This window comes from Bifidobacterium sp. ESL0732 (genome assembly GCF_029395535.1).
Classification (GTDB): Bacteria; Actinomycetota; Actinomycetes; order Actinomycetales; family Bifidobacteriaceae; genus Bifidobacterium.
In genome coordinates this window covers 560,753-581,017 of the sequence record NZ_CP113920.1, presented here as the reverse complement: position 1 = coordinate 581,017, position 20,265 = coordinate 560,753, and the positions used below count along the sequence as shown (strand labels likewise).

Genomic DNA, 20,265 nt, shown 5'->3' with positions numbered 1-20,265 from the left:
TTCTGACATCAAGAGATTTCGGATATCACGCGAGGGCTCATTCTACAAAGATTTTTATTCGAGTACGATGAGCACGAGCAAGCGGCCTTCGTGCGCTTTGTGCGCAAGGTTTGCGCGACGATGTGAGTAGAAAAGCGGGTTTTCGAGCGTGCACAGGCTGTGACGCACTTGGCCGATACGCTCGGCAATCTCGGGGCTGCCCTCGCCGTCGACGGCGCACAAGGCGGCAAGTTCCGCGTCCTGATCGAGGTATTGCGTGGCGGCGCCGACACGTGGGGTCGAGCTGATGACGTTGTCCGCCGGGATGCCGGCCTTGGCGAGCTCCTGCAGCGCGGCCTTGGCGATGTCGATGCCGGGGCCGCCGAAACGTGTCAGCATGAAAGTCCCCGGGAATTGCGCGTCGAATTCATCGGCGATCTGGTCGCCAACCTCGTAACAGTCGCCGCAGATGCAAGGGCCGAGCGTGGCCACGATACGATTCGGCTTCGCGCCCTTGGCCACCATCAGATCGACCGCGGCGCCGATGACGCCACGTTGCAAGCCTTTGCGTCCACAATGTGCGGCACCGATGACACCGGCCTGTGGGTCGGCCAGCAACACGGGCAAGCAGTCGGCGGCGAACATGCCTAGAGCCACACCGGTTTTCGAAGTGACCTCGGCATCCGCTTCGAGCTTTGGATAGGCGGCTGGCTGGTTCGCTCCACCTCGCGTTTCGTTTGGAGAAGGTTCGTTATCCTGAGCTATATCGGGGTTCAGAATTTCGGTGCGGGTTTCGGTTGTCTCGATTTCGGCCCCGTTATCGGTGTCGATTTCCTCGATATCCTGTTCCACTACGATTTCATTGCCATTGCCGGCATTCCCACTGCCATCATCATTGCGGTCACCGGAATCAATAATCGTGCCGGACCGATCGCAACCGTACGGCGCGTTCGTTTCAAAGAATGTATCGACATCGACGGCCTTGCCCGAATGAACCTGCGCCACCAATGAAAGCGGAGCTCCGACGGCCCCGACCAACGCCACGCGGTTCGCTTCAACCGCTGCAGGGCTGTCTCCGGATTTACCTCCAAGGTTCAAGTTTCCCCAATCGCCGGTGCTCACTCCCCCGAGCCGCGTGGTATAGACGACCTTGACGCCGGGTGCCAGGTCGATAGGAATCGTAACGGGAATGGGGTTGCCGGCTTTATCGATGGGCGAGATGGCGTTGCTGTCGAGGATGGCATCGTCGTACTGGCCGTTTTCGGCGGTTTGGTTCTTGGAATCGCTCATGGTCCCAACTCTACCGAGTGCCTGAGTCGTTTCATCTTGCCGACAGCTCAAACATGTATGGAATAGCATCGTCCTGCCCCTACCCATTCAAGCGCCTCGAACTCGAGAAACACCAAATTCCGCATTTTTCCTACCCCTTGGCGCACCAAGAAGGGCGAAAATCGATGAATTGAGGGGCAATCTACGAAAAATCAAGGACTTGGAGCGCCAAGAGGTCCAAAATTGAGAGAATTGACCCGCAATCTGCGAAAAACACCCTTCTTGGCGCACCAAGAAGGGCGAAAATGCACGATTTATCATGCGGATATCGCATGAAACATGTTGTGATGTATTTCGACCCTCGAGAAGCCGTCTGACGAATCAAGCCGTCCATCCGTCAGAGGAGAAAATAAGAAGTCACTCGGCCTTGAGCGTGCGTTGCTTGGCGTGCGAACGAATCATCGAGTTTTCAGGCACCGCGAACGGCAACGGCATCGAGAAGATGTGCGCAGGATTGTTGATTTCCTCGACGGACTGCCCGTCTGAGTCTTCCATTCCGCCTTCAGCGACGGTGTAGTCAACGGGTTCGCGCCCAGGAATCAGGAATTCAATCAGTTGACCGGGCTCGATTTTGTTGCGGCTCATCAGTGTGAGTCGTTGCGTTGCCTCGTCGTAGCCAATGACCTCGCCGACCACGAGCCAGTCGCGGAAATAACCGCCGCGGTCAGTATTCTGCCTGGCCTTGTGCTCCGGATAATAGAAACCGGTGGAATAATCGCGGTGCGAGACCTTATAGGGTTCGTCCTTGAGCCATTGCGGCAATTCGACGTGCCTCGGTTCACCGTAACCTTGCGCTTTCGTGGCCTCAAAGCCAACCAAAGCCGGCACGGTCGCGGAAATCGTCGTCTTCGCTGCTGCCGCTGCTCCGGCGCTTTGCACGCCGTGGAAACCGATGGAACCAGTGGATTCGAGCTGGCCGACGGCCTTAGTAACGCGTACGACGTCGGAGCGACGCACCATGTCGTGGAAAGGCTTGAGCTTGTTGCCATCCACATCCTCAAAACCGCGTTGCACCATATATTCATTGACGGCGCACTTGTAGGCATTCGCCATCGACGCAACGTAATACGCACTTTTCGCGCGACCCTCGATCTTGAGGCTGGTGGCACCGGCATCGATCATGTCGTCCAGATGGTCGAGCATGCACATGTCCTGCGAGTTGAAGAGGAACGTGCCTTCGTCGCTTTCCTCGACCGGGAAGAATTGGCCGGGACGCTTCTCCTCGACGACGTGGTATTTCCAGCGGCAGGGCTGCGAGCATTCGCCGTGGTTGGCATCGCGCCCGTTCATATAGTTGGAGATCAAGCAGCGGCCGGAGAACGCCATGCACATCGAGCCGTGCACGAAGCATTCGATGTCCATGTCCTCGGGAACGTTGGCGCGGATGTCACGCACGGCCTGCAGGTCGAGTTCGCGGGCGAGCACGACACGGCGAGCGCCCAGTTCGTAGAGCGCGTTGGCGGCCAGATAGTTGGTGACGCCAGCCTGAGTGGAGACGTGCAGTTCCAGCTGCGGGGCTATGGAATGGGCGGCCATCATCACGCCGATGTCGGTGACGATCAGCGCGTCGATGCCGGTCTGGGCGAGATGGGCGATGTAGGTTTTGATATCCTCGACCTCATTGTTGTGCGGCAAAACGTTGCAGGTCACGTAAACGCGGGCACCCCGTTCATGGGCATATTCTGCGCCGGCCTTGAGGTCGTCCATCGAAAGATTCTTCGGGGCCGATCGCATGCCAAATTCCTTGCCGCCACAGTAAACGGCATCCGCGCCGAAATCGATTGCCGTTTTGAGGCTGCGCAAGTTGCCCGCCGGAGCCAGCACTTCCGGTTTGCGCCGATGGACTATTTTCGTCTGAATCGGTTTGTTTTCCTTGTTTTCAACCATTACGTTACCTTTATTACCCTCGTACTCACCCAACTGCACCGTTCCAGTCTAGACTCTGATACGCGCAGCCTGTTACCTCGAACAACACATGTCTCACACCACGCCTTCAGGTGCTATGACCTCAAGGCTTCATGCAACAACACCTAGCACCGAATGCAAAAACTAGAATAAAAAGACTTCCCTGCTCCTACAATTTCATTAAACGTAGTACATAATATCTAAATCGTTGCGGTTATTGACCTCTTGATTTGCCAATTGTTGCCAGAACAGCACGGAACATTATTCACAACTAAAAGTTGCATTTCGTGCTGTTCTACGTTTGAGGCTGAAGATCAAGCCAAATTATTGAGGACCGTTTTCATGCCGGCACCAATCGACGACGACCTGCGACTTTCAGGCGTTGAGCTTGGCGAGTTCTTCGGCACTCAGCCTGAGATCACCGGCCTTGAGGCTGTCGAGAATTGTTTCGGGGCGATGGGCACCGGGGATGACAAAGACATGCTTGCCAAGACTCAGCTCCCAAGCGAGCACAACCTGCTGGTGGCTCACCCCATGAGCGCGGCCAACCTCACGGAACGGGTCGTACTTGGTCTCATCCTTGGCCTTGCGGTAGCCCCCGAGAGGACTCCAACAGACGAACGCCAGCCCCAGCTTCTCACAGTAATCCAAGGTATCCTGCGTGGAACGGTAGGTCGGCGAGAACTGGTTCTGCACCGCGATGAGCTTGTCGCCCAGAATGCCGCGGGCGATGTCGATCTGCTCGACGGAAGCATTCGAGATGCCAGCCTCCTTGGCCACACCTTCGTCCAAAAGCTGCTTGATGGCCTCGATGGATTCGTTATACGGCACCGACGGGTCAGGGCGGTGGAAATAGAGCAGGTCGATGGTGTCGACGCCGAGCGCGAGTGCCGACTGCTTGCCTGCCTCGATCAGGTGCTCGGGCTGTCCGTTGACGCCCCAATTCGGGGTTGTGTTGTCGTCGGCGAAGTTACGGAAGTGGCCGATCTTGGTGGCCACGGTGACTTCGTCTTTAGGCCCATCCCAGCTTTCCATGGCGCGACGAACCAGCTTTTCGCCTGTCTGCTCCTCTCCACCGGAGCAGTAATAGGACCAGGCGGTGTCGATATGCCGGCATCCGGCGTCGAGCGCGGCGTGGATAGTCTCGATGCCCTTGGCCTCACCCAGATTGTTCTCGATGGTCAACGGCATCTCGCCCAAACCAATGGCGGTGGTGTCGAATGGACCAAGATTACGATGTAATACCATATTGTTCCTTTGTCGGATATCCAATACCAATGCCTCCAGCCTACGAAACCAAGCGGATTTTCTAAATGTCTTCGCCAACCCTAAAGAATTGTGATGCACAAGCGACCACTTTCTTGCATCTGCGCGCCCCCAAGCAAGAAACCGGCCACTCAGCAAGCCTCAACGACCACTTTCTTGCTTCCACACGAACACATGCCAGAAAACGGCCACTAAGCCGACCTCAATGGCCGCTTTCTTGCATCTGCACAGCTCCATGCCAGAAAAGGGTCGCTGAAACGAACTCAACTCAGTTATTTACGCCCTTAAATGACGGCTTGCAGCTGCCACATCGTAAGTGAAGTTAGCAAGCCAGAACAAAGTTCGCCATACAAGGTAAAATGCTGTCAGTTTCTAGGTAAGAAACAAGAGAAGAAAGGGCAGCGATGGCGCCGACGATACCGGATTGTGATTTCATCCGCGAGCTGGGAAGCGGATCCACGGCCGACGTGTATCTGTACCGCCAGCACAACCTCAACCGCGAAGTCGCAGTCAAGGTCGGTAAGTCGAGGCAGGACCGCAGTTTCGACAAGGCGTTCGAAAAAGAAGCCAAGATCATGGCCCAGCTTTCCACGCACCCTTATATCGTCTCCATTTACGGCTCCGGGCTCACACCGCAAACCAGCCTGCCATACCTCGTCCTCGAATACGCGCCACACGGCTCCTACAAGGAAATCATGCGCAGCCGCAGGCTCACCGTCGCCGAAGTGCTCGACCTGGGGGTGAAGCTCACGGGTGCCTTGCAGACCGCGCACCGTCACGGCATCATCCACCGCGATATCAAACCGGCCAATATTCTGGTGACGTCCGCCAATCAGCCGGCGCTTTCCGATTTTGGCATCTCGACGAGCATCTACGAGTCGAAATCGCGCACTGGCTTCTCCGTGCCATGGGCACCACCGGAAGTGCTCACCGGCAAGGGCGGCGGCACGGAGACCTCCGACATCTATTCGCTGGGAGCCACGCTTTACGGGCTTCTGGCAGGCAAGTCGCCTTTCGAATACATTTTCCATCCGCGCACGCAAAACGAGCTGGCACAGCATATCGTCTCAGACGAATTGCCGAAAAACGCCATCCCGAACGTGCCGAAAGAAGTCGAGCAGATCCTTCTCAAAGCCATGAACAAGGATCCGGACGCCCGTTACCTTTCGGCCCAGAAGTTCGGCCGGGCCATGCAGCAGGCGCAGGAAGATTGCGGGTTCAACATGACGCCATTCGTGGCGGAGGATTGCGACCAATTCCCGGCACGTCATACAATGCCGCAATCGGGACAGGGGCGTTTCGGCGCGAAAGTGGCCGTACCGAAACGGAAACGCTCGAAGAAACCCTTGGTTATCGCTATTGCCGCGCTGGCAGCGGTTGCGATAGTCGTGGCCGTCTTCGTTTTCGGGGTGATGCCACGGATGGATACCGGAAAATCGAACCAACGTACGCAAGTCAACACGATGCAAACCCCGCAAAACGACAAGACGGATTCCGACAATGCCAAAAACAAGAAAAACAGGAACACTCAGAACAACGCCCAAAAAGATGACGTGGCAAACGAGGACGCAGGCGCTGCCGTGCCGCAGGCCGCGAATCTTGTGGGGACTTCGGACGGTCAGAACGTGACGTTCACATGGGGCAACCCCGCCCCGAAAGCCGGAGATACTTACGCCTGGGCGGAAGTCCAGGACGGGGCGGCGGCACCCGGCACCCAGACGACCATCGTCAAAGAGCCCAAGGTCACACTCAATGCGGAAAGCGGGAAACCTCAGACCTGCATTCAAGTTAGTATTGTAAGAGCCGACGGGCATATGTCTGCGACTCCGACGATGGCTTGTGCAGTAACGAAACAGTAAAAAGCGGAGCATGCGCAGCAGCTCAAGATAACGATTGCAGAGTACATAGAAAATTTGGGGAAAGTCGTTCCGCGACTACCGTCAAGCAGAGAAGGAAGCAGTTGATGAAGGCATCGCGCAAACCACAAGGTGAGCATAGTATCCGTCTTGCCTTAAGACGCCTGAATTCGCAGACCAACCGACGCTGGCTCACCCCGGTAATCGTGCTGCTTTTGCTGCTCGGCATCGTTGCCGGAGCCATCATCATCAATACACTCACGCGCACGCATGTCCATCTGGACGACGGCACAGTGTGGGTCACATCGCTTAAGGACCGCAAGGCCGCACGTTTCAACGTCAAACTCCAGCAAGCCAACGGAGCCGTCGCGCCTACTACTCCCACCTTCGATGTCAGCCAGCACAACGATGACGTGATCATGTCCGACGGAGCCAAGGCACAGGGCATCGTCGCTTCCAACCTCGGCATTCACGGCAAGGCCGAGGTCAAAAATTCCACTTCTACATTCATCGGCGGCTCCACCACAGCGTTTTTGAACCATAAAACAGGCAATGTGTGGGTCGGCGATTCCAACAACCTCGATGCTATAACGCCCAAGACCTCCGCCCCACAGATGCAGCTGGGAGCGCATGGTCTTATTGCGGTCGACCGCAATGGCGCGGTTTACGGATACCGTCCGGCCGACGGTGCGGTATTGAAAATGGATAACGCCCACAGTGCGGTGAAAACGCTCAAATCCATCAGTGACGGCAAAGAGACCAACGCCGACAGTTTCACCGTCATCGGCGACCGACCCGTGATCGCTGCCAAGCAAAGCATCATGTGGCAGGGCGGCAGCGTCCAAATCGATTCACGCGGCCCGGTGAGCCTTCAGGCTCCTGCCGTCGATGATGCCCAAGGCAACTGGGTAGCCGCGAGCGCGCGCAACGGCGTCTTCACCGTGGATTTCAAACACAGCAACAAAACCTCGGCATTCATGAACAAGGGCATGGCCGAGGCTGCCCAGCCCGTTTCTTCCCAAGGCTGCGTTTACACCGCCTGGTCGCAGGCAGCGCGCAACTATATCCGTCTGTGCTCCGCCGACGGTGCAGCCAATGCAAACCAAGGCAAGGGCGACACCACCAAGGCGCAATGGCAGACACTGGAGTCCATCTCCCCCACTTCCCAGCTCGTTTTCCGCACCAACCACCGGCTTGTGGTCTTGAACGACGTGACCAACGGCAACGTATGGAATCCCGACCAGTCCAACAAAGTCATCAAGATCCAATGGCGCCAGATCGAAACGAAGAAGACCACCAACCAACAGAAAAATTCCGATTCCGCCAACAACCAGACACAGTTCAAGCCGACCTGCTCCGCCAAATCGGGCGAGATCAAGGCCGAAGACGACAATTTCGGCGCACGCGTGGGTGGCCAGCAGATTCTCGACGTATTACGCAATGACGAGCAGACCGATTGCTCGGTGCTGCATATCACCAAGGTCGGCCCTGTTTCGGGTGCCGGCATCACCGTAGCCCCGATTTATTCGGGTCGCTACCTGCAGCTGGACACGACCGGTGCCACAGCAGGCAGGACGAGTTTTACCTACGAAATCAATGACGGACGCGGGCAGTCCAGCTCCGCGACCGTCAACCTCACCATTTCGAGCGGCAATGTCAACCAGCCTCCGGCACAGACCGACACCCCTCCCGAATATGACGTCGAGCAAGGAGCCACGTTCACCGTCAACGCCCTGGGCAGCTTCACCGATCCGGAAGGCGACCCGATGACGCTCGTCTCCGCCGTGGCCCAGAACAACAACCAGGTCGCCATCTCCACCCGAGCCGACGGCCAGCTCGTCTTCAACACGGGATCGCTGACCGGTGGCCGCGTTGCCGTGGAGGTCACCGTCTCCGACGGCATGCACACCGGCACTGGGCTCATCTACTTCTCCGTACGTCCGGCAAACACATTGGGAGCGATGATCGACGCGGTGACCAAGAACACCACGCCCGACACCTCCACCACCGTCGAGCTCAAACAATACGTGCACGGCACCAGCGCCCAGCCGCCTGTGCTTTCCGCGGTCAACACCCCGACCGGGACGACCACTTCGACCAATTCCTCCGACCTTTCCTTCACGTTCAAAGCCAGCAATCCCGGTACCTACTACGTTCCGTACACCATCAGCCAAGGCAGCGTCGAGGCGCAGGGCCTGGCACGCATGGAGGTGCAACCGGTGGCCGGCGAAGCATCCAAACCGATAGCCGCCAACGACGTGGCGCTTCTGGGAGCCGACCAGACCGCCATCGTCGAACCGCTCAACAACGACACCGATCCGATGGGCGGCGTCCTCTCGGTCACCTCAGTCAACGTCGACCCGAAGCTCGGCATCAAGACCGGCCTGGTGGCACATAAGCGCGTGTATCTGACCGCCCGCCAAATACCGACCAAACCGGTCAAGTTGAGCTATACCGTGGCCAATTCGGCAGGTTCGTCGCGAGGCACTATTGTGTTGCAGCCGCCGGCCCTGACCACAGCCAACGCGGCCCCGAAAGCCGCCAACGTCACCGCCAATGTGCGTACAGGAGGCATTGTCAGCATCGATGTGATCGACCATGTCTCCCACGCCGACGGCACCACGGTGAAACTGCAGAACACCCTACAATTCAGCAAGAAGACCTTCAAAGGTCTGGTCTTCGTTTCCGGTGACGACGTGCGTTACCAGGCTTCGAACACCCCCGGCGTCTATCCGGTGACCTACACGGTGCGCGACAATCTGGGCAATGCGGCTTCCGGCATCATCACCATCACAGTGCACGCCAAGGACGCCAACAACAAGCCCGCCCCCACCCCTCAGGACACACAGGCGCAGGTGGCAGCCGGTCAGAAAGTGCGTATCCCGATTACGTTGACAGGCATCGACACTGATGGCGACGACGACACCCTGCTGGGCCTCGGCGACAAATCGCCGAAGATGGGCCGCATCGACGAAGTCGGCGCGAACTATATGGTCTATGAGGCCTATAACGATTCGTCAGGAACCGATACTTTCTCCTACGCTGTAGAAGATTGGACCGGCCAGCGAGCCCAGGCCCAGATTCGCGTGGGCGTTTACAAAGGCACTTCGGATTCCGGCGTATACGCGCGAGACGATCAGGTGACGCTGCGCCCCAACACCGAGGCCAACGTACCGGTGGCGCAGAACGATATCTCCGGCGACAACACCGACCTCACCGTCGAAAAGAACCTGCAGATGCAAGGCATCGGCGGGGCAAGTGTGTCCGACAACATGATTTCCTTCAAGACACCGGCAACAGCCGGAACATCATACATCGTGTACACGGTCAGAGACAAGGCAGGGCTTTCCGACACGGCCACGTTGACCGTGACCACCGACCCGAACGCACCCATCGAACCGCCCACCGCCTACGATTACCGCGTACCTTCCGCCGCAACGCTCGACAAGAAATCCGTTGACGTCGACCTTTCGCAATGGATCGCGAACCCCTCCGGCACCGCCGACGAACTCAAGGTCGACATCGATCCGACCGCCGCCGACCACGCCCACGTCAAGGGCGGGGCGAAATCCACCACAGTGAGCGTCGATCTGACCAACGAGGCGCGAAGCGTGCCATACACGGTGACGAACACCACCTATCACATCACTTCCACGGCCTTCGTGCAGGTGCCACAATACGGCGTCTTTCCGCCGACGCTTCGTCCGAAGGCCCCGCCGATCAGAGTCAACGCGAAGCGCAGCGTCAATATCAACCTTGCGGATTATGTGCGCGTAGGTCCCGGCAAGACCGCTTACGTCGACAAAGATTCGATCAGCGTCACCAAAAGCGATAATTCGGATTATTATGTCAACGACCAGACCATGAAGTTCACCGCGCCGAAGGACTACGCCGGCCCGGCCTCCATCACATTCACGGTTTCGGATGGCAAACGCGACGACAACAGCAAAGACAAGAACGGCTCGAAACAGGCCAAAATTATCAATACGTCAGTGCTCACCTTGCCCATCACCGTCATCGGCCGCAACGTGCCACCGCCCACTTTCTCATCCTCCACCATCAGCGTCGCAGCCGGCGAGGAAGCCAAGACCATCGACCTGACGGCCCTGACCCACGCCCCCAGCGGATTGGACGAGGATGAAAAGGACTACAGCTATTCCGGCGGCGAGGCCTCCGGCTCCATCGAATCGCATTTGACCAGCGGCGGCAAGCTCACCCTGAAGGCACCGACCGATGCCACCGTGGGATCGATGGCGAGCATTCCCATCACCATCAAATATTCCAACGGCACGGTTTCCGCAGGACTCACGGCCCAAGTCGTGCAATCCACGCGCCCGCTTGCCAAGATCTCCGGAGTCAGCAAGCGCATGAACGCGGGCGACAGCACCACCGTCAATATCCTCGACGGCGCCTTCAACCCATTCCCCGACTCAGCGCTTACGGTAGTGAGCTGCCAAGCCGACGACACCGCAAAACTCAAGGTCGACTGCGGCTCCAAGGGTTCCATCGGTATCCGCGCAGCCGCCGATATCGGGGCTTCGTCGAACACCGTGGTGGTCAACATCCAGGATGCGACCAAAACCAAGGAACGCGAAGTCAGCACCACCATCACCATCTCGATCATCGACAAACCGGCCCCGCCGCTGCTCTCACCGGTCGCCGGCCAGCCCGCCGATGGCGCGGTGAACCTAAGCTGGACGCCGGGTTCGGCCAACGGCAGCGCCATCAGCGATTACGAAGTGGATTACAACGGCCAGACCAAATCGTGCGGTGCTGTCACCACCTGCGATGTCACCGGTTTGACGAACGGCAAGACATATAGTTTCAGCGTCAAAGCCAAGAACGAGGCCGGCTGGTCGAAGCCGTCGAACAGCGTCGATGCCATGCCCGACAAGGTGCCCGACGCCCCCAGCGGCATCAAGGTTGACGGAGACTACCAAAAGGTCACCGTCAGCTGGGACGCAGCAAGCTATACCGGCACCAAGCCCGACGACTACCTCGTAACATTGAGCGATGGCCAGTCGAAGCACACCAACGGAACCGCCCAAAGTATCTCGTTCCCGATCAGCAACGGAGCCATCAGCGACGGAACCACCATCAGCGCAAAAGTCCGCGGCCACAACCGAGCAGGTGACGGTCTAGTAGGCGATTCATCGAATTCAGGCACGCCTTGGGGCGATCCCGATCCTCCTACCGTAATGCTGAGCCAACCGGACGAAGACCATATGAAGGTTGAAGCCACGGCCAACAATCTTCGCAACGCCGGCTGCAGCAGTATCACCATCGAAGGTCATGGGACGTTCGCCTGCGACAAGGCAAGCACGACGTTCGGGTTGTCTGAGCATGACTACGGCAACCCGATGAGTGTCAAAGCAACGCTCAAGCCCAAGAAAAACGCTTCCGATTCTTCTGCTACAAGCAACGATTTCACCCCAAGCTACGACGTCAAACAAGCCAAGAACGTCCAATTGAAACGCAATGGAAACCAGTGCACTCTCAGCTGGGAAGGTAATGGCACCCTGACCGGATTCAATATCGGAGGATCCCACACAACCACCAAAGACAAGGGCGACAGCTCCTTCTCATACACCATCGGTTCCTGGGAAAATTGCGGCACAGAAACCGTGACACAAAAACTCAATACCTCCGTCGGGTCCCCCGTCACGGCCACACCGGTAGGTGACCTTACCAACAAGGTAAAAGCCACCTTCGATGGTGTCTCCCTTGAATGGGGTAACGACCATAATCAAATCACCATTCACGGAACTCCAGAAACATTTGGACAAAGCGCCACGACCACTATCAACATTTGGTCTGGAAGCGACAAGCATACATACGATTGGCCGTCAACGTATCCTTTACTGGATATATCCACCTTGCCTGATGCCAGTAGTTACAAATGGCAAATCATCGTCACGGGAACGGATCCCGCATTAACCAACGACACAGGCGAGCATCCTGTCAGCGGGACAGGACGTAAACCGGCAGCATTGCCGACGCCGAACCCACCCGAAAGTTCAAGCCATCAGGGCGATCATCACAGCGGCGAGGATAAGAGCGGACAAAGCCAATCAGAATCCCAAAGCCTCGTCGACTACTTCCCCACCCTGCAGAGGATGGTCATCCAGCACAATCTCGCTGCCGCTGCCAAGAACCAGGGAGTGACACGATGATCACGACCAAGGAAATGAACGACGTTGCCTCAAAACCGGCCATGTCTTTGCATGGCAACATTCGTGCACCCGAAAAACGGAACAGGCAATACAACCAATACTTCAGTAACCACCAATCGGCTCATCCGGCAATCATAAAGGAGAATCTATGAGCACGCACCAGGTAGACCCATCCAACGATGAGACGAAAATCTCGGACGCCACTCACTTATCGCAAACCGGCGTAAGCGACGACACGACGAACCGCGGCAAAAGCGTGTTCCCCTCATTGCCGAAACGCTCCAAGTCCAAAGGCAAGACGGAAGCCAAACACACCGCCACAGCGCCAGACGACGACAGCACCGTGCTCGGGTCGATCCATGGCATCGGTGAGAGCGAAGCCATCTCCGAGGAAACCGTGCTAAGTACTTCGATGCCCAATGGCAGCAACGAATCCCCTGCTTTGCCCGTCGAAAATCCATCAAATGCCACCAACTCGCTGGATGGACAAACCGGCAACAGCTATATCGCGACTCCTACCACGCCGACGGCTACGAATCCAGGGCCTATCGAAAGTAATACATATACGTCCGACCAGACCGCAAACGCGCCGCAAAGCGGATATCAGAGACCGTCGGCAACGTCATATACAACCCCGGCCGGCAGCGTACAACCGCAGGTCTCTTCCGAGCCTTCAGCCGAATCTTCCGTCAGCCCAGATTCGCTTTCGGCCCCCTACACCGCGGCATCGCCGGTTTCAAGCATCATCCAGCCGCCCAGCGACTCCATCCTCGACTTCAAGCGTTCCTTCGACGCGCTGGTAGCCAACATCGGCAAGGTCGTCGTCGGCAAGCCCGAACCGATCAAGCTGTGCGTCACGGCCCTGATGGTGGGCGGCCACGTGCTCTTGGAAGACAACCCCGGCACGGGCAAGACCCAGCTCGCCCGCGGCTTGGCCAATTCCATCGACACCTCGTTCAAACGCATCCAGTTCACTCCTGATCTCCTGCCGAGCGACGTGGTGGGCGTGACCTTCTACGACCAGAAATCCGGCGAATTCGAGTTCCGCGAGGGCCCGATCTTCGCCTCGATCGTCCTGGCCGACGAAATCAACCGCGCCTCGCCGAAGACCCAGTCCGCGCTGCTGGAAGTCATGGAAGAGCAGAAGACCACCGTCGACGGCAAGACCTACCCGATGCCGCAGCCGTTCATCGTCATCGCCACGCAGAACCCGCTGGAACAGCTCGGCACCTACAAGCTGCCCGAGGCCCAAATGGACCGCTTCCTGATCAAAACCTCCGTGGGCGCGCCCGGCCACGACGTGTCGATCAGCATTCTCAAAGACATCGACATCACCGACCGCGCCGATACCGTTTCCGCTGTTTTAAGCGGCGACGACATCATCAGGCTGCGCAAGACCGCCAAGGACGTGCGCGTGGACGACCGCATCCTCGAATACATCGAACGCCTTATCGAAACGACCAGGTTGAGCGAAAAGCTTCGCGTAGGCTCCTCCATGCGTGGCGCTTTGGCCCTCACCCGTTGCGCCCGCATCTGGGCCGCCGCCGACGCCCGCGACTATGTGCTCCCCGACGACGTGCAGGACCTCGCCGTGCCAGTGCTCGCCCACCGCATCATCCTGAACGCCGAAACCGCGTTCAAGGGAGAAACCGCCGAACAGGTCATCGCCGAAATCGTCGAGTCTGTACCTGCCCCTGCCATGGGAGCCTGAAAGTAACACCATGCACTTCTTCAAAAACCGACAACAGCCGCAGGCGACGCCGCCAGGGTTCTCCGCGTCTGCACAGAACGGAACCATGGTGGTAGGTGCCAGCAGGCAAAACCACAAAGGTGGTCGACGTCTCAAAGGTCACAGACCTAGTCTGCTGAAAAACAACACTCGTCTTGCGCACCTTTGGCTCAAGGTGCGGCACAACGCGGCACAACTGCGCAGGAAGCTGCCCGGTTGGCTCACCGCCTACGTTTCGCCGCTCGGTTGGGCGGTGACCGGCGTGGCCGTGGTCGCCTTGGCGGCGTATCCGGCACTGGGTTGGCACGAGTTGTTGGTTTGCGGGATTATCGGCCTGGTCATGCTGCTCTGCGGCATCGCCATGTCACTTGGTAATACAAAATTCCATGCGGCACTATCCGTTTCGGATAATCGCATCACCGTCGGCGAGCGCGTCAAGGTCGATGTCAATATTGCCAACCCCGGCAAAAGCCCGACCGTAAGCGTGCTCGGCGACCTGCCGATGGGCGAGATGCACCAGCGTTTCCGCATTCCCGCGCTGGCTCCCGGCAAGACCAAAGACGAACAGGTCGAATTCCGCGCCACCTCGCGCGCCATCCTGCCCGTCGGCCCCTTGAAAATCAGCAAAGGCGACCCCTTTGGCATCGTCCGCCACGAGCAGTCGCTTTCGCAATCCGTTCAGGTCTATATCCACCCCAAAACCGTGTTCTTGAATTCCCTTGATTCAGGCATTTTCCGCGACCTCGAAGGCAGTCCCTCCGGCCAGGTGGTCGACGACGACCTCGACTTCTACGGTCTGCGCGAATACCGACCCGGCGATGACATGCGCAACGTCCACTGGCTTTCATCGGCGAAAACCGGCACGATGATGGTGCGACAATACGAAGCGACCAAACGCACCGACACCTCCATTACCCTTGGCGTCAACCCTACGGACTACTCGACCGAAGACGAATTCGAGCTGGCCGTCAGCGTCGCCGCCTCCATTGGCACCGAATGCCTGATCGAAGATCGCCCGCTGGCCATCCAGGCCGCCGCGGATTCCCTGATGCCGCGCGGGGCGATGCCGTTCCTCGACTGGATGAGTGGGGTGAAGCCGGATATGGACGAGAACCCGAACCTCGCCGTCGCCACGCTTCAAACCAGCCCCGGTGCTTCCTTCTATTTCTTCGTGGTCGGATCGGGTGCCAAGCTTGAACGCCTCCGTCGCATCGCCGCCGCGCTGAGCCGAGAATCCATCTGCGTGATGCTGCAGATCGACCCCATCGCCGGCAATGCCATTCACCAGTATGATGACTTTACCCTCGCCACGCTTTCCTCCCTCGACGACCTTCCGCTGATCATGGAGGCGCTGAAATGAGCGGCACCAATCCTATGGGCAATAGCAATACCTTTAATGCGGCAAACCCGAACGCGAACCAAGGCAATGGTTCCAGCTCGGTCTCCGCTTCCCTCCCCGATTTCACCGGCACAACCGGCACCACCAACACCACCGGCACATGGGCGAGCACGACTCGTGCCCCAATCGCCCTGACCGCAACGAGCGACGGTCAACGCCAGATATTCGTCACCGTTCGTCGCCCATGGGCCACCGCCGCCATCGGTGCGTTGCTCGTACTTGTCGCCGTCTGTCTCAATTCCGCGAATCTCATCGACGTCTACGGCAACGTGCTGGTCTGGGCGACGGCAGCCATTCCGGCTGCGCTGCTCGGTGCTCTGATCGCTCTGGCCGGTGTCAATCCGGCATTGAAACTGTGGTGGCAAATCGTCTTTCTGGTCCTCGCCCAGTTCCTCGTCGGCCCTATCATCGCTCTGAACGACACCACCATCGCGCATATCGTGCCGAGCCTGCAGACCTTAAGCCAAGGCTTTACGCAGACCTTCGGCTCGTTCAAATACGTCATCGCCGTCATCCCCCCGCTCGGCAATGCCAACGGCGGCCTGATGGCATTGTGGACGCTGAACCTCTGGACGGCGTTCCTCGCCGGCATTTTCGCGGTTTCGGCGAGCAACAAGATCAACCTCATCACCGTCTTCCCGTTGGCTATGAACCTAGCAGTGAGTGCGCTTCTGGGCACTTCCCGCGGCACATTGCGCCCTGCCTGCGGCATCATAGCCATGTTGGCCTTGGTCGCGTGGCTCGCTTGGCGCTGGCAATCGTTGGATATCCGCCGGCCGATCAGCATGATCATCATTATCATCCTTGCCGTTGGTCTCGCTTTTGGCGCGACTCTCATCGTCCCCCAGCATCGCTTGACGCTGCGCGACCGCTACAACCCGCCGCTCGACCCGCACCAATACACAAGCCCCTTAAGCGATATGCGTTCCTACGTCAAATACCATAAAAAGGAAACGCTGCTTTCGGTTTCCGGTCTGCCCGCCGGTACGCCGGTGCGCCTGGCCGTGATGGACCGTTTCGACGGCAATGTCTGGAACCTTTCGGATTCCACGGATGCCAGCGATTCCTCCGATTATCGCAAGATCGGCAGTGGTATCGCCAACACGACGCAAGGCGAGCATTTCAAAGCCACTTTCAAGGTGCACAAAGGCTTTTCCGAACAGTGGCTGCCGCTGGCCGGCGACCCGACGTCGGTAGGAATCAATACCAAGGATTTCTATTACAATATGGGCACCAATTCGGCCATCGTGCCAGACACGGCACTGGCTGGGCAGACCTATAGTGAATCCGGTGTCATCGCCGAGCTTCCCACCCAGCAGCAGGTTGCGCATGCCCGTGCCCAGCACGTCACGCAGCCCGAGGCCAAGGACATCCCCGACGGCGCCAGCAAACTCGCTCCCGCACTGACCGGCAAGCAGTCCACCGACGGCGCGACCGCACAGACGCTCGCCACCGCGCTTAAGACCAAAGGCTGGTTCTCGCACGGCCTTGCGGGCGATTATCCGTCACTGCCGGGTCACGGCAATTTCCGTATCGATTCCATGCTTGGCGGCAGCGCGATGGTCGGCGACAGCGAGCAGTACGCTTCGGCGATGGCAATGATGGCCCGGGAGCTCAATCTCCCCTCTCGCGTTGTGCTAGGTTTCATCCCGAAGGACAAAGACGGCAATATCTCCAAGTCCCGCACCACACACGCCAAGAACGGCGTGCCCCAGACCGATTTCACGGGCAACGACATCGAGGCCTGGGTCGAGATCAACTTCAAGGATTATGGCTGGGTGCCTTTCTACCCCACGCCCAAGGAGACAAAGGTCCCGAACAAGAATCAGGATCTGACGCCGCCGAATCCGAAGACGCTGGTGCGCCAGCCGCCGGTGCCGCTGGTCGATCCCCTGCACGACCAGAACCAGGCGCGCGACCAGTCCTCGCTTGACGGTGCGGATGCCGGGAATCTGAACGGCAACGCCACACTTATGCGAATCCTGGCAATTGCGAAAAAGGTCGCCGTTTACGGCAGCCCCGTATGGATTATTCTTATCATTTGCGGACTGATTTTGCTTATCAAAGCCATTCAGCTGGCCTTGATGGCCCGTCGTGGCAGCTCTGGGCAGCGCATCGCCTCCGGCTGGAAGGCCATCGACATGCTCGCCGACCAGAGCGGCATCAAGACCTCCGGCACCCGCCGGCAGCAGGTCGCTCAAATCGACAAGGCATTGAAGGTTGCGAATGACGCTGCAACAGTGACAGCAACGGATACGAGCCCTGCAACAGCAAGCTCTGCGGTTGCGACATCGGCAATGGTCTTCGGCACGGGGCAAGCCGTAAGCCCCAAAGCTCGAAAAGCCGCCGAAAAAGCGGCCAAGAAGGCCACCAAAGCGCAAAAGCGGAAGTCCTTCAAGGGCCATCCGATTGACATGGATCAGCTGAAGTTGCTCTCCCGCGAGGCCGATTGGGTCGCCTTCTCCGGCGAGAAGCCCGATGAGACGGCTTCCAGAGACTACTGGAAGCGGGTCAAGGCCATGCGCAAGGCCATCCTTGCTGACCAACCGCGTATGCGTCGTCTGCGCACCCGGCTTTCGCTCAAGGGCGTCTTCCACATACCGCATCTGAATCTCAAACGGCTGAAGGAGGCACTGGCCAAGCGCATGAGCGCAGCCAAAAAGAAACCGCACAAAATCTCAAAGGCAAATGCCGCAAATACCGCGAATTCGACAAAAGACGCGTCTATACTGACAGGTGTGCATTCGAGACGCTCAACCGCACGGAAAGGTCGTTGATTATGTCTGATCATCCACACATTCGTGCGGCCATGGGCACTGACATCGGCCGAAGACGGCACAACAACCAGGACACCGGCGTCAGCGAGCCAGGCGTCTATATGGTCTGCGACGGCATGGGAGGCGGCGTCGGCGGCGAACGCGCGAGCGCCCTGGCTGCCGAACACTTCAAGGCTGTCGCTGGCGAATCGGTGAGGTCAAGGCAGATCATCGAGTCGGCGTTGGATGCCGCCCAGCACGATGTCTACGATCTGGGTCAGCATCTCGGCGGCGTCGCCGGCACCACGGCCACCGGCATCATTCTCCCCGCTCGCCCAGCCGAAGACGGCAGCGAGCAGGCCCCGCTTTGGTACGTAATCAACGTCGGTGATTCCCGTACCTACCACTTCGACCTTGACGAAAAAGGCAACGCCGTCGCGTCTTCGATCAGCCGTATCACCAAGGACCATTCCCAGCGCCAGCAGGCCATCGACGCTGGGCTTATGTCGCCGCAAATGGCCAACGCAACTATCCCGCGCAACGTCATCACCCAGTGCATCGGCGCGCCGCAGGGCATCAGGCCGGATTTCTACGCCGTGGTGCCGTCCGGCCGTTTTATCGTGTGTTCCGACGGGCTGTATTCCGAGGTTTCCGACAAGAAAATCGCGACGATCAGCCAGGAGAACCCCGATCCCGAGAAGGCCGTCAAAGCGCTCATCAACGCTGCGCTTCACGCCGGTGGAGACGACAATATCACGGTCATCGTCGTTGACGTATGGCCGCAGGTCCCTGCTGACGAGCCTTGGCACGCCAGCAAACTCGACGATGGCGAGGAACTGGAGACCATCGGGGACATCACCTTGGACAGTCTGCATACATAAATCGCGCCAATCCTCAGGTTCCGGTTATCTGTGTGCCGTCCAGGCGACATAACGCAAACCAACCGATATAATCAATTGTTAGTGAAGCAGTACATAATCGATAATACAAACCGATGAACGTCGAGCGGTTCATCCGATAAGAAAGAGAAGTGAAGCAGATGGTTGATTACGACACCGCCGTCGCCATTGTGCAGGATTCCGAGGCAGACCCGGTCATGCTGGCAAAAGTCGCCTACGAAAACCCTGATTTCGGCGCGAACGTGGCCGCGAATCCCCGTGCCTACCCCGGACTCAAGCGCTGGATTGCCCAGTTTGGAGACGATCGTGCACGCGAGACGCTCAAATCCATGGGCTTTGAGGTGCCAGACCAAGGCGTTTCACCCCAAGAAGCGCCGGCACAACAGGCCGTTGCACAACCTTCCGCCGGTTCGTATTACATTGACCAACAGCCGCAACAGCAGACTTCCACCCCGTATATCGCCGACCAGCAGGCGGCCAGCAGCCAGTATGCCGCCGCCAATCAGTATGCGGCGCAACAGCAGCCGGTAGCTACCGCTGCCACCTCGGGCTACAACCAGCAGTTGCCGGTGGCCACGAACGCTTACGGCTACACCGCCGAGCAGGCACTGGACCCGAACACCGACCAGATGACCATCGCCAGCATCGCCCAATACGCCCCCGAGCTGCGTCCGTGCCTCGCTCGCAACCCCAACACCTACCCGGAGCTGCTGAACTGGCTCGCCCAGCTACACGACCCTGCCATCGACGCCGCGCTCGCCACTCGCCGCTAAATGCATACCATGCTGGCGCGTGCAGCTGAAAGCAGCGTTGCCGAAGACGCATTCGCCAGCATTTGTTATTCGACGATATACAACGATTCTAAGTCAGAGAAATTATCTGCCCTCTTTGCTCTCTTAAATGGCCATTCTTAGGGTTTGCTCTGTTTCATCCGCGAAACCACCCACATACAGACGTTTTACTCTGTTTCCCCA

10 protein-coding genes are annotated in these 20,265 nt (G+C 58.3%); 7 read left to right on the top strand and 3 right to left on the bottom strand.

The features are described from left to right. Window positions 1–54: 54 nt before the first annotated feature. The 3 genes from OZX70_RS01975 to OZX70_RS01965 all read right to left on the bottom strand — a co-directional run bounded on the left by OZX70_RS01975 (window position 55) and on the right by OZX70_RS01965 (window position 4,461). Complete coding sequence (locus OZX70_RS01975) at window positions 55–1,269, bottom strand: polyphenol oxidase family protein (RefSeq protein WP_277181603.1); 1,215 nt, start codon at window positions 1,267–1,269, stop codon at window positions 55–57. A gap of 396 nt (window positions 1,270–1,665) precedes the next feature. Then, window positions 1,666–3,195 (bottom strand): U32 family peptidase, encoded by a 1,530-nt coding sequence (locus OZX70_RS01970; protein ID WP_277181602.1) that lies wholly within the window; start codon window positions 3,193–3,195, stop codon window positions 1,666–1,668. Between the two features lie 393 nt (window positions 3,196–3,588). Continuing rightward, window positions 3,589–4,461: an aldo/keto reductase gene (locus tag OZX70_RS01965; RefSeq protein WP_277181601.1), complete on the bottom strand. Its 873-nt coding sequence runs from the start codon at window positions 4,459–4,461 to the stop codon at window positions 3,589–3,591. Between the two features lie 422 nt (window positions 4,462–4,883). Between OZX70_RS01965 and OZX70_RS01960 the strand changes: the two genes are divergently transcribed. The 7 genes from OZX70_RS01960 to OZX70_RS01930 all read left to right on the top strand — a co-directional run bounded on the left by OZX70_RS01960 (window position 4,884) and on the right by OZX70_RS01930 (window position 20,064). Then, window positions 4,884–6,338, top strand: coding sequence for a serine/threonine-protein kinase (locus OZX70_RS01960; RefSeq protein ID WP_277181600.1), 1,455 nt, complete (start codon window positions 4,884–4,886; stop codon window positions 6,336–6,338). 104 nt (window positions 6,339–6,442) lie between these two features. Then, window positions 6,443–12,508, top strand: a complete 6,066-nt coding sequence (locus OZX70_RS01955; RefSeq protein ID WP_277181599.1) for an Ig-like domain-containing protein — start codon at window positions 6,443–6,445, stop codon at window positions 12,506–12,508. 148 nt (window positions 12,509–12,656) lie between these two features. After that, window positions 12,657–14,219, top strand: a complete 1,563-nt coding sequence (locus OZX70_RS01950) for an AAA family ATPase (RefSeq protein ID WP_277181598.1) — start codon at window positions 12,657–12,659, stop codon at window positions 14,217–14,219. Between the two features lie 10 nt (window positions 14,220–14,229). Then, on the top strand, window positions 14,230–15,597 hold the full coding sequence (locus OZX70_RS01945; protein WP_277181597.1) for a DUF58 domain-containing protein: 1,368 nt from the start codon (window positions 14,230–14,232) through the stop codon (window positions 15,595–15,597). Then, the gene (locus OZX70_RS01940) at window positions 15,594–18,413 is read left to right on the top strand and encodes a transglutaminase-like domain-containing protein (RefSeq protein ID WP_277181596.1); all 2,820 of its coding nucleotides are present in this window, start codon (window positions 15,594–15,596) and stop codon (window positions 18,411–18,413) included. Before OZX70_RS01945 ends, OZX70_RS01940 begins: the two co-directional genes overlap by 4 nt. A gap of 2 nt (window positions 18,414–18,415) precedes the next feature. After that, complete coding sequence (locus OZX70_RS01935; protein WP_277181595.1) at window positions 18,416–19,273, top strand: serine/threonine-protein phosphatase; 858 nt, start codon at window positions 18,416–18,418, stop codon at window positions 19,271–19,273. 158 nt (window positions 19,274–19,431) lie between these two features. Then, window positions 19,432–20,064, top strand: a complete 633-nt coding sequence (locus tag OZX70_RS01930; RefSeq protein WP_277182067.1) for a hypothetical protein — start codon at window positions 19,432–19,434, stop codon at window positions 20,062–20,064. Window positions 20,065–20,265: the final 201 nt, after the last annotated feature.

What these genes read in the sequence shown, in the direction of transcription:
- OZX70_RS01945 (WP_277181597.1), top strand. Translation starts at nt 14,230, where the DNA reads ATGCACTTCTTCAAAAACCGACAACAGCCGCAGGCGACGCCGCCAGGG.
- OZX70_RS01975 (WP_277181603.1), bottom strand. Translation starts at nt 1,269, where the DNA reads ATGAGCGATTCCAAGAACCAAACCGCCGAAAACGGCCAGTACGACGAT.
- OZX70_RS01950 (WP_277181598.1), top strand. Translation starts at nt 12,657, where the DNA reads ATGAGCACGCACCAGGTAGACCCATCCAACGATGAGACGAAAATCTCG.
- OZX70_RS01935 (WP_277181595.1), top strand. Translation starts at nt 18,416, where the DNA reads ATGTCTGATCATCCACACATTCGTGCGGCCATGGGCACTGACATCGGC.
- OZX70_RS01960 (WP_277181600.1), top strand. Translation starts at nt 4,884, where the DNA reads ATGGCGCCGACGATACCGGATTGTGATTTCATCCGCGAGCTGGGAAGC.
- OZX70_RS01930 (WP_277182067.1), top strand. Translation starts at nt 19,432, where the DNA reads ATGGTTGATTACGACACCGCCGTCGCCATTGTGCAGGATTCCGAGGCA.
- OZX70_RS01970 (WP_277181602.1), bottom strand. Translation starts at nt 3,195, where the DNA reads ATGGTTGAAAACAAGGAAAACAAACCGATTCAGACGAAAATAGTCCAT.
- OZX70_RS01955 (WP_277181599.1), top strand. Translation starts at nt 6,443, where the DNA reads ATGAAGGCATCGCGCAAACCACAAGGTGAGCATAGTATCCGTCTTGCC.
- OZX70_RS01965 (WP_277181601.1), bottom strand. Translation starts at nt 4,461, where the DNA reads ATGGTATTACATCGTAATCTTGGTCCATTCGACACCACCGCCATTGGT.
- OZX70_RS01940 (WP_277181596.1), top strand. Translation starts at nt 15,594, where the DNA reads ATGAGCGGCACCAATCCTATGGGCAATAGCAATACCTTTAATGCGGCA.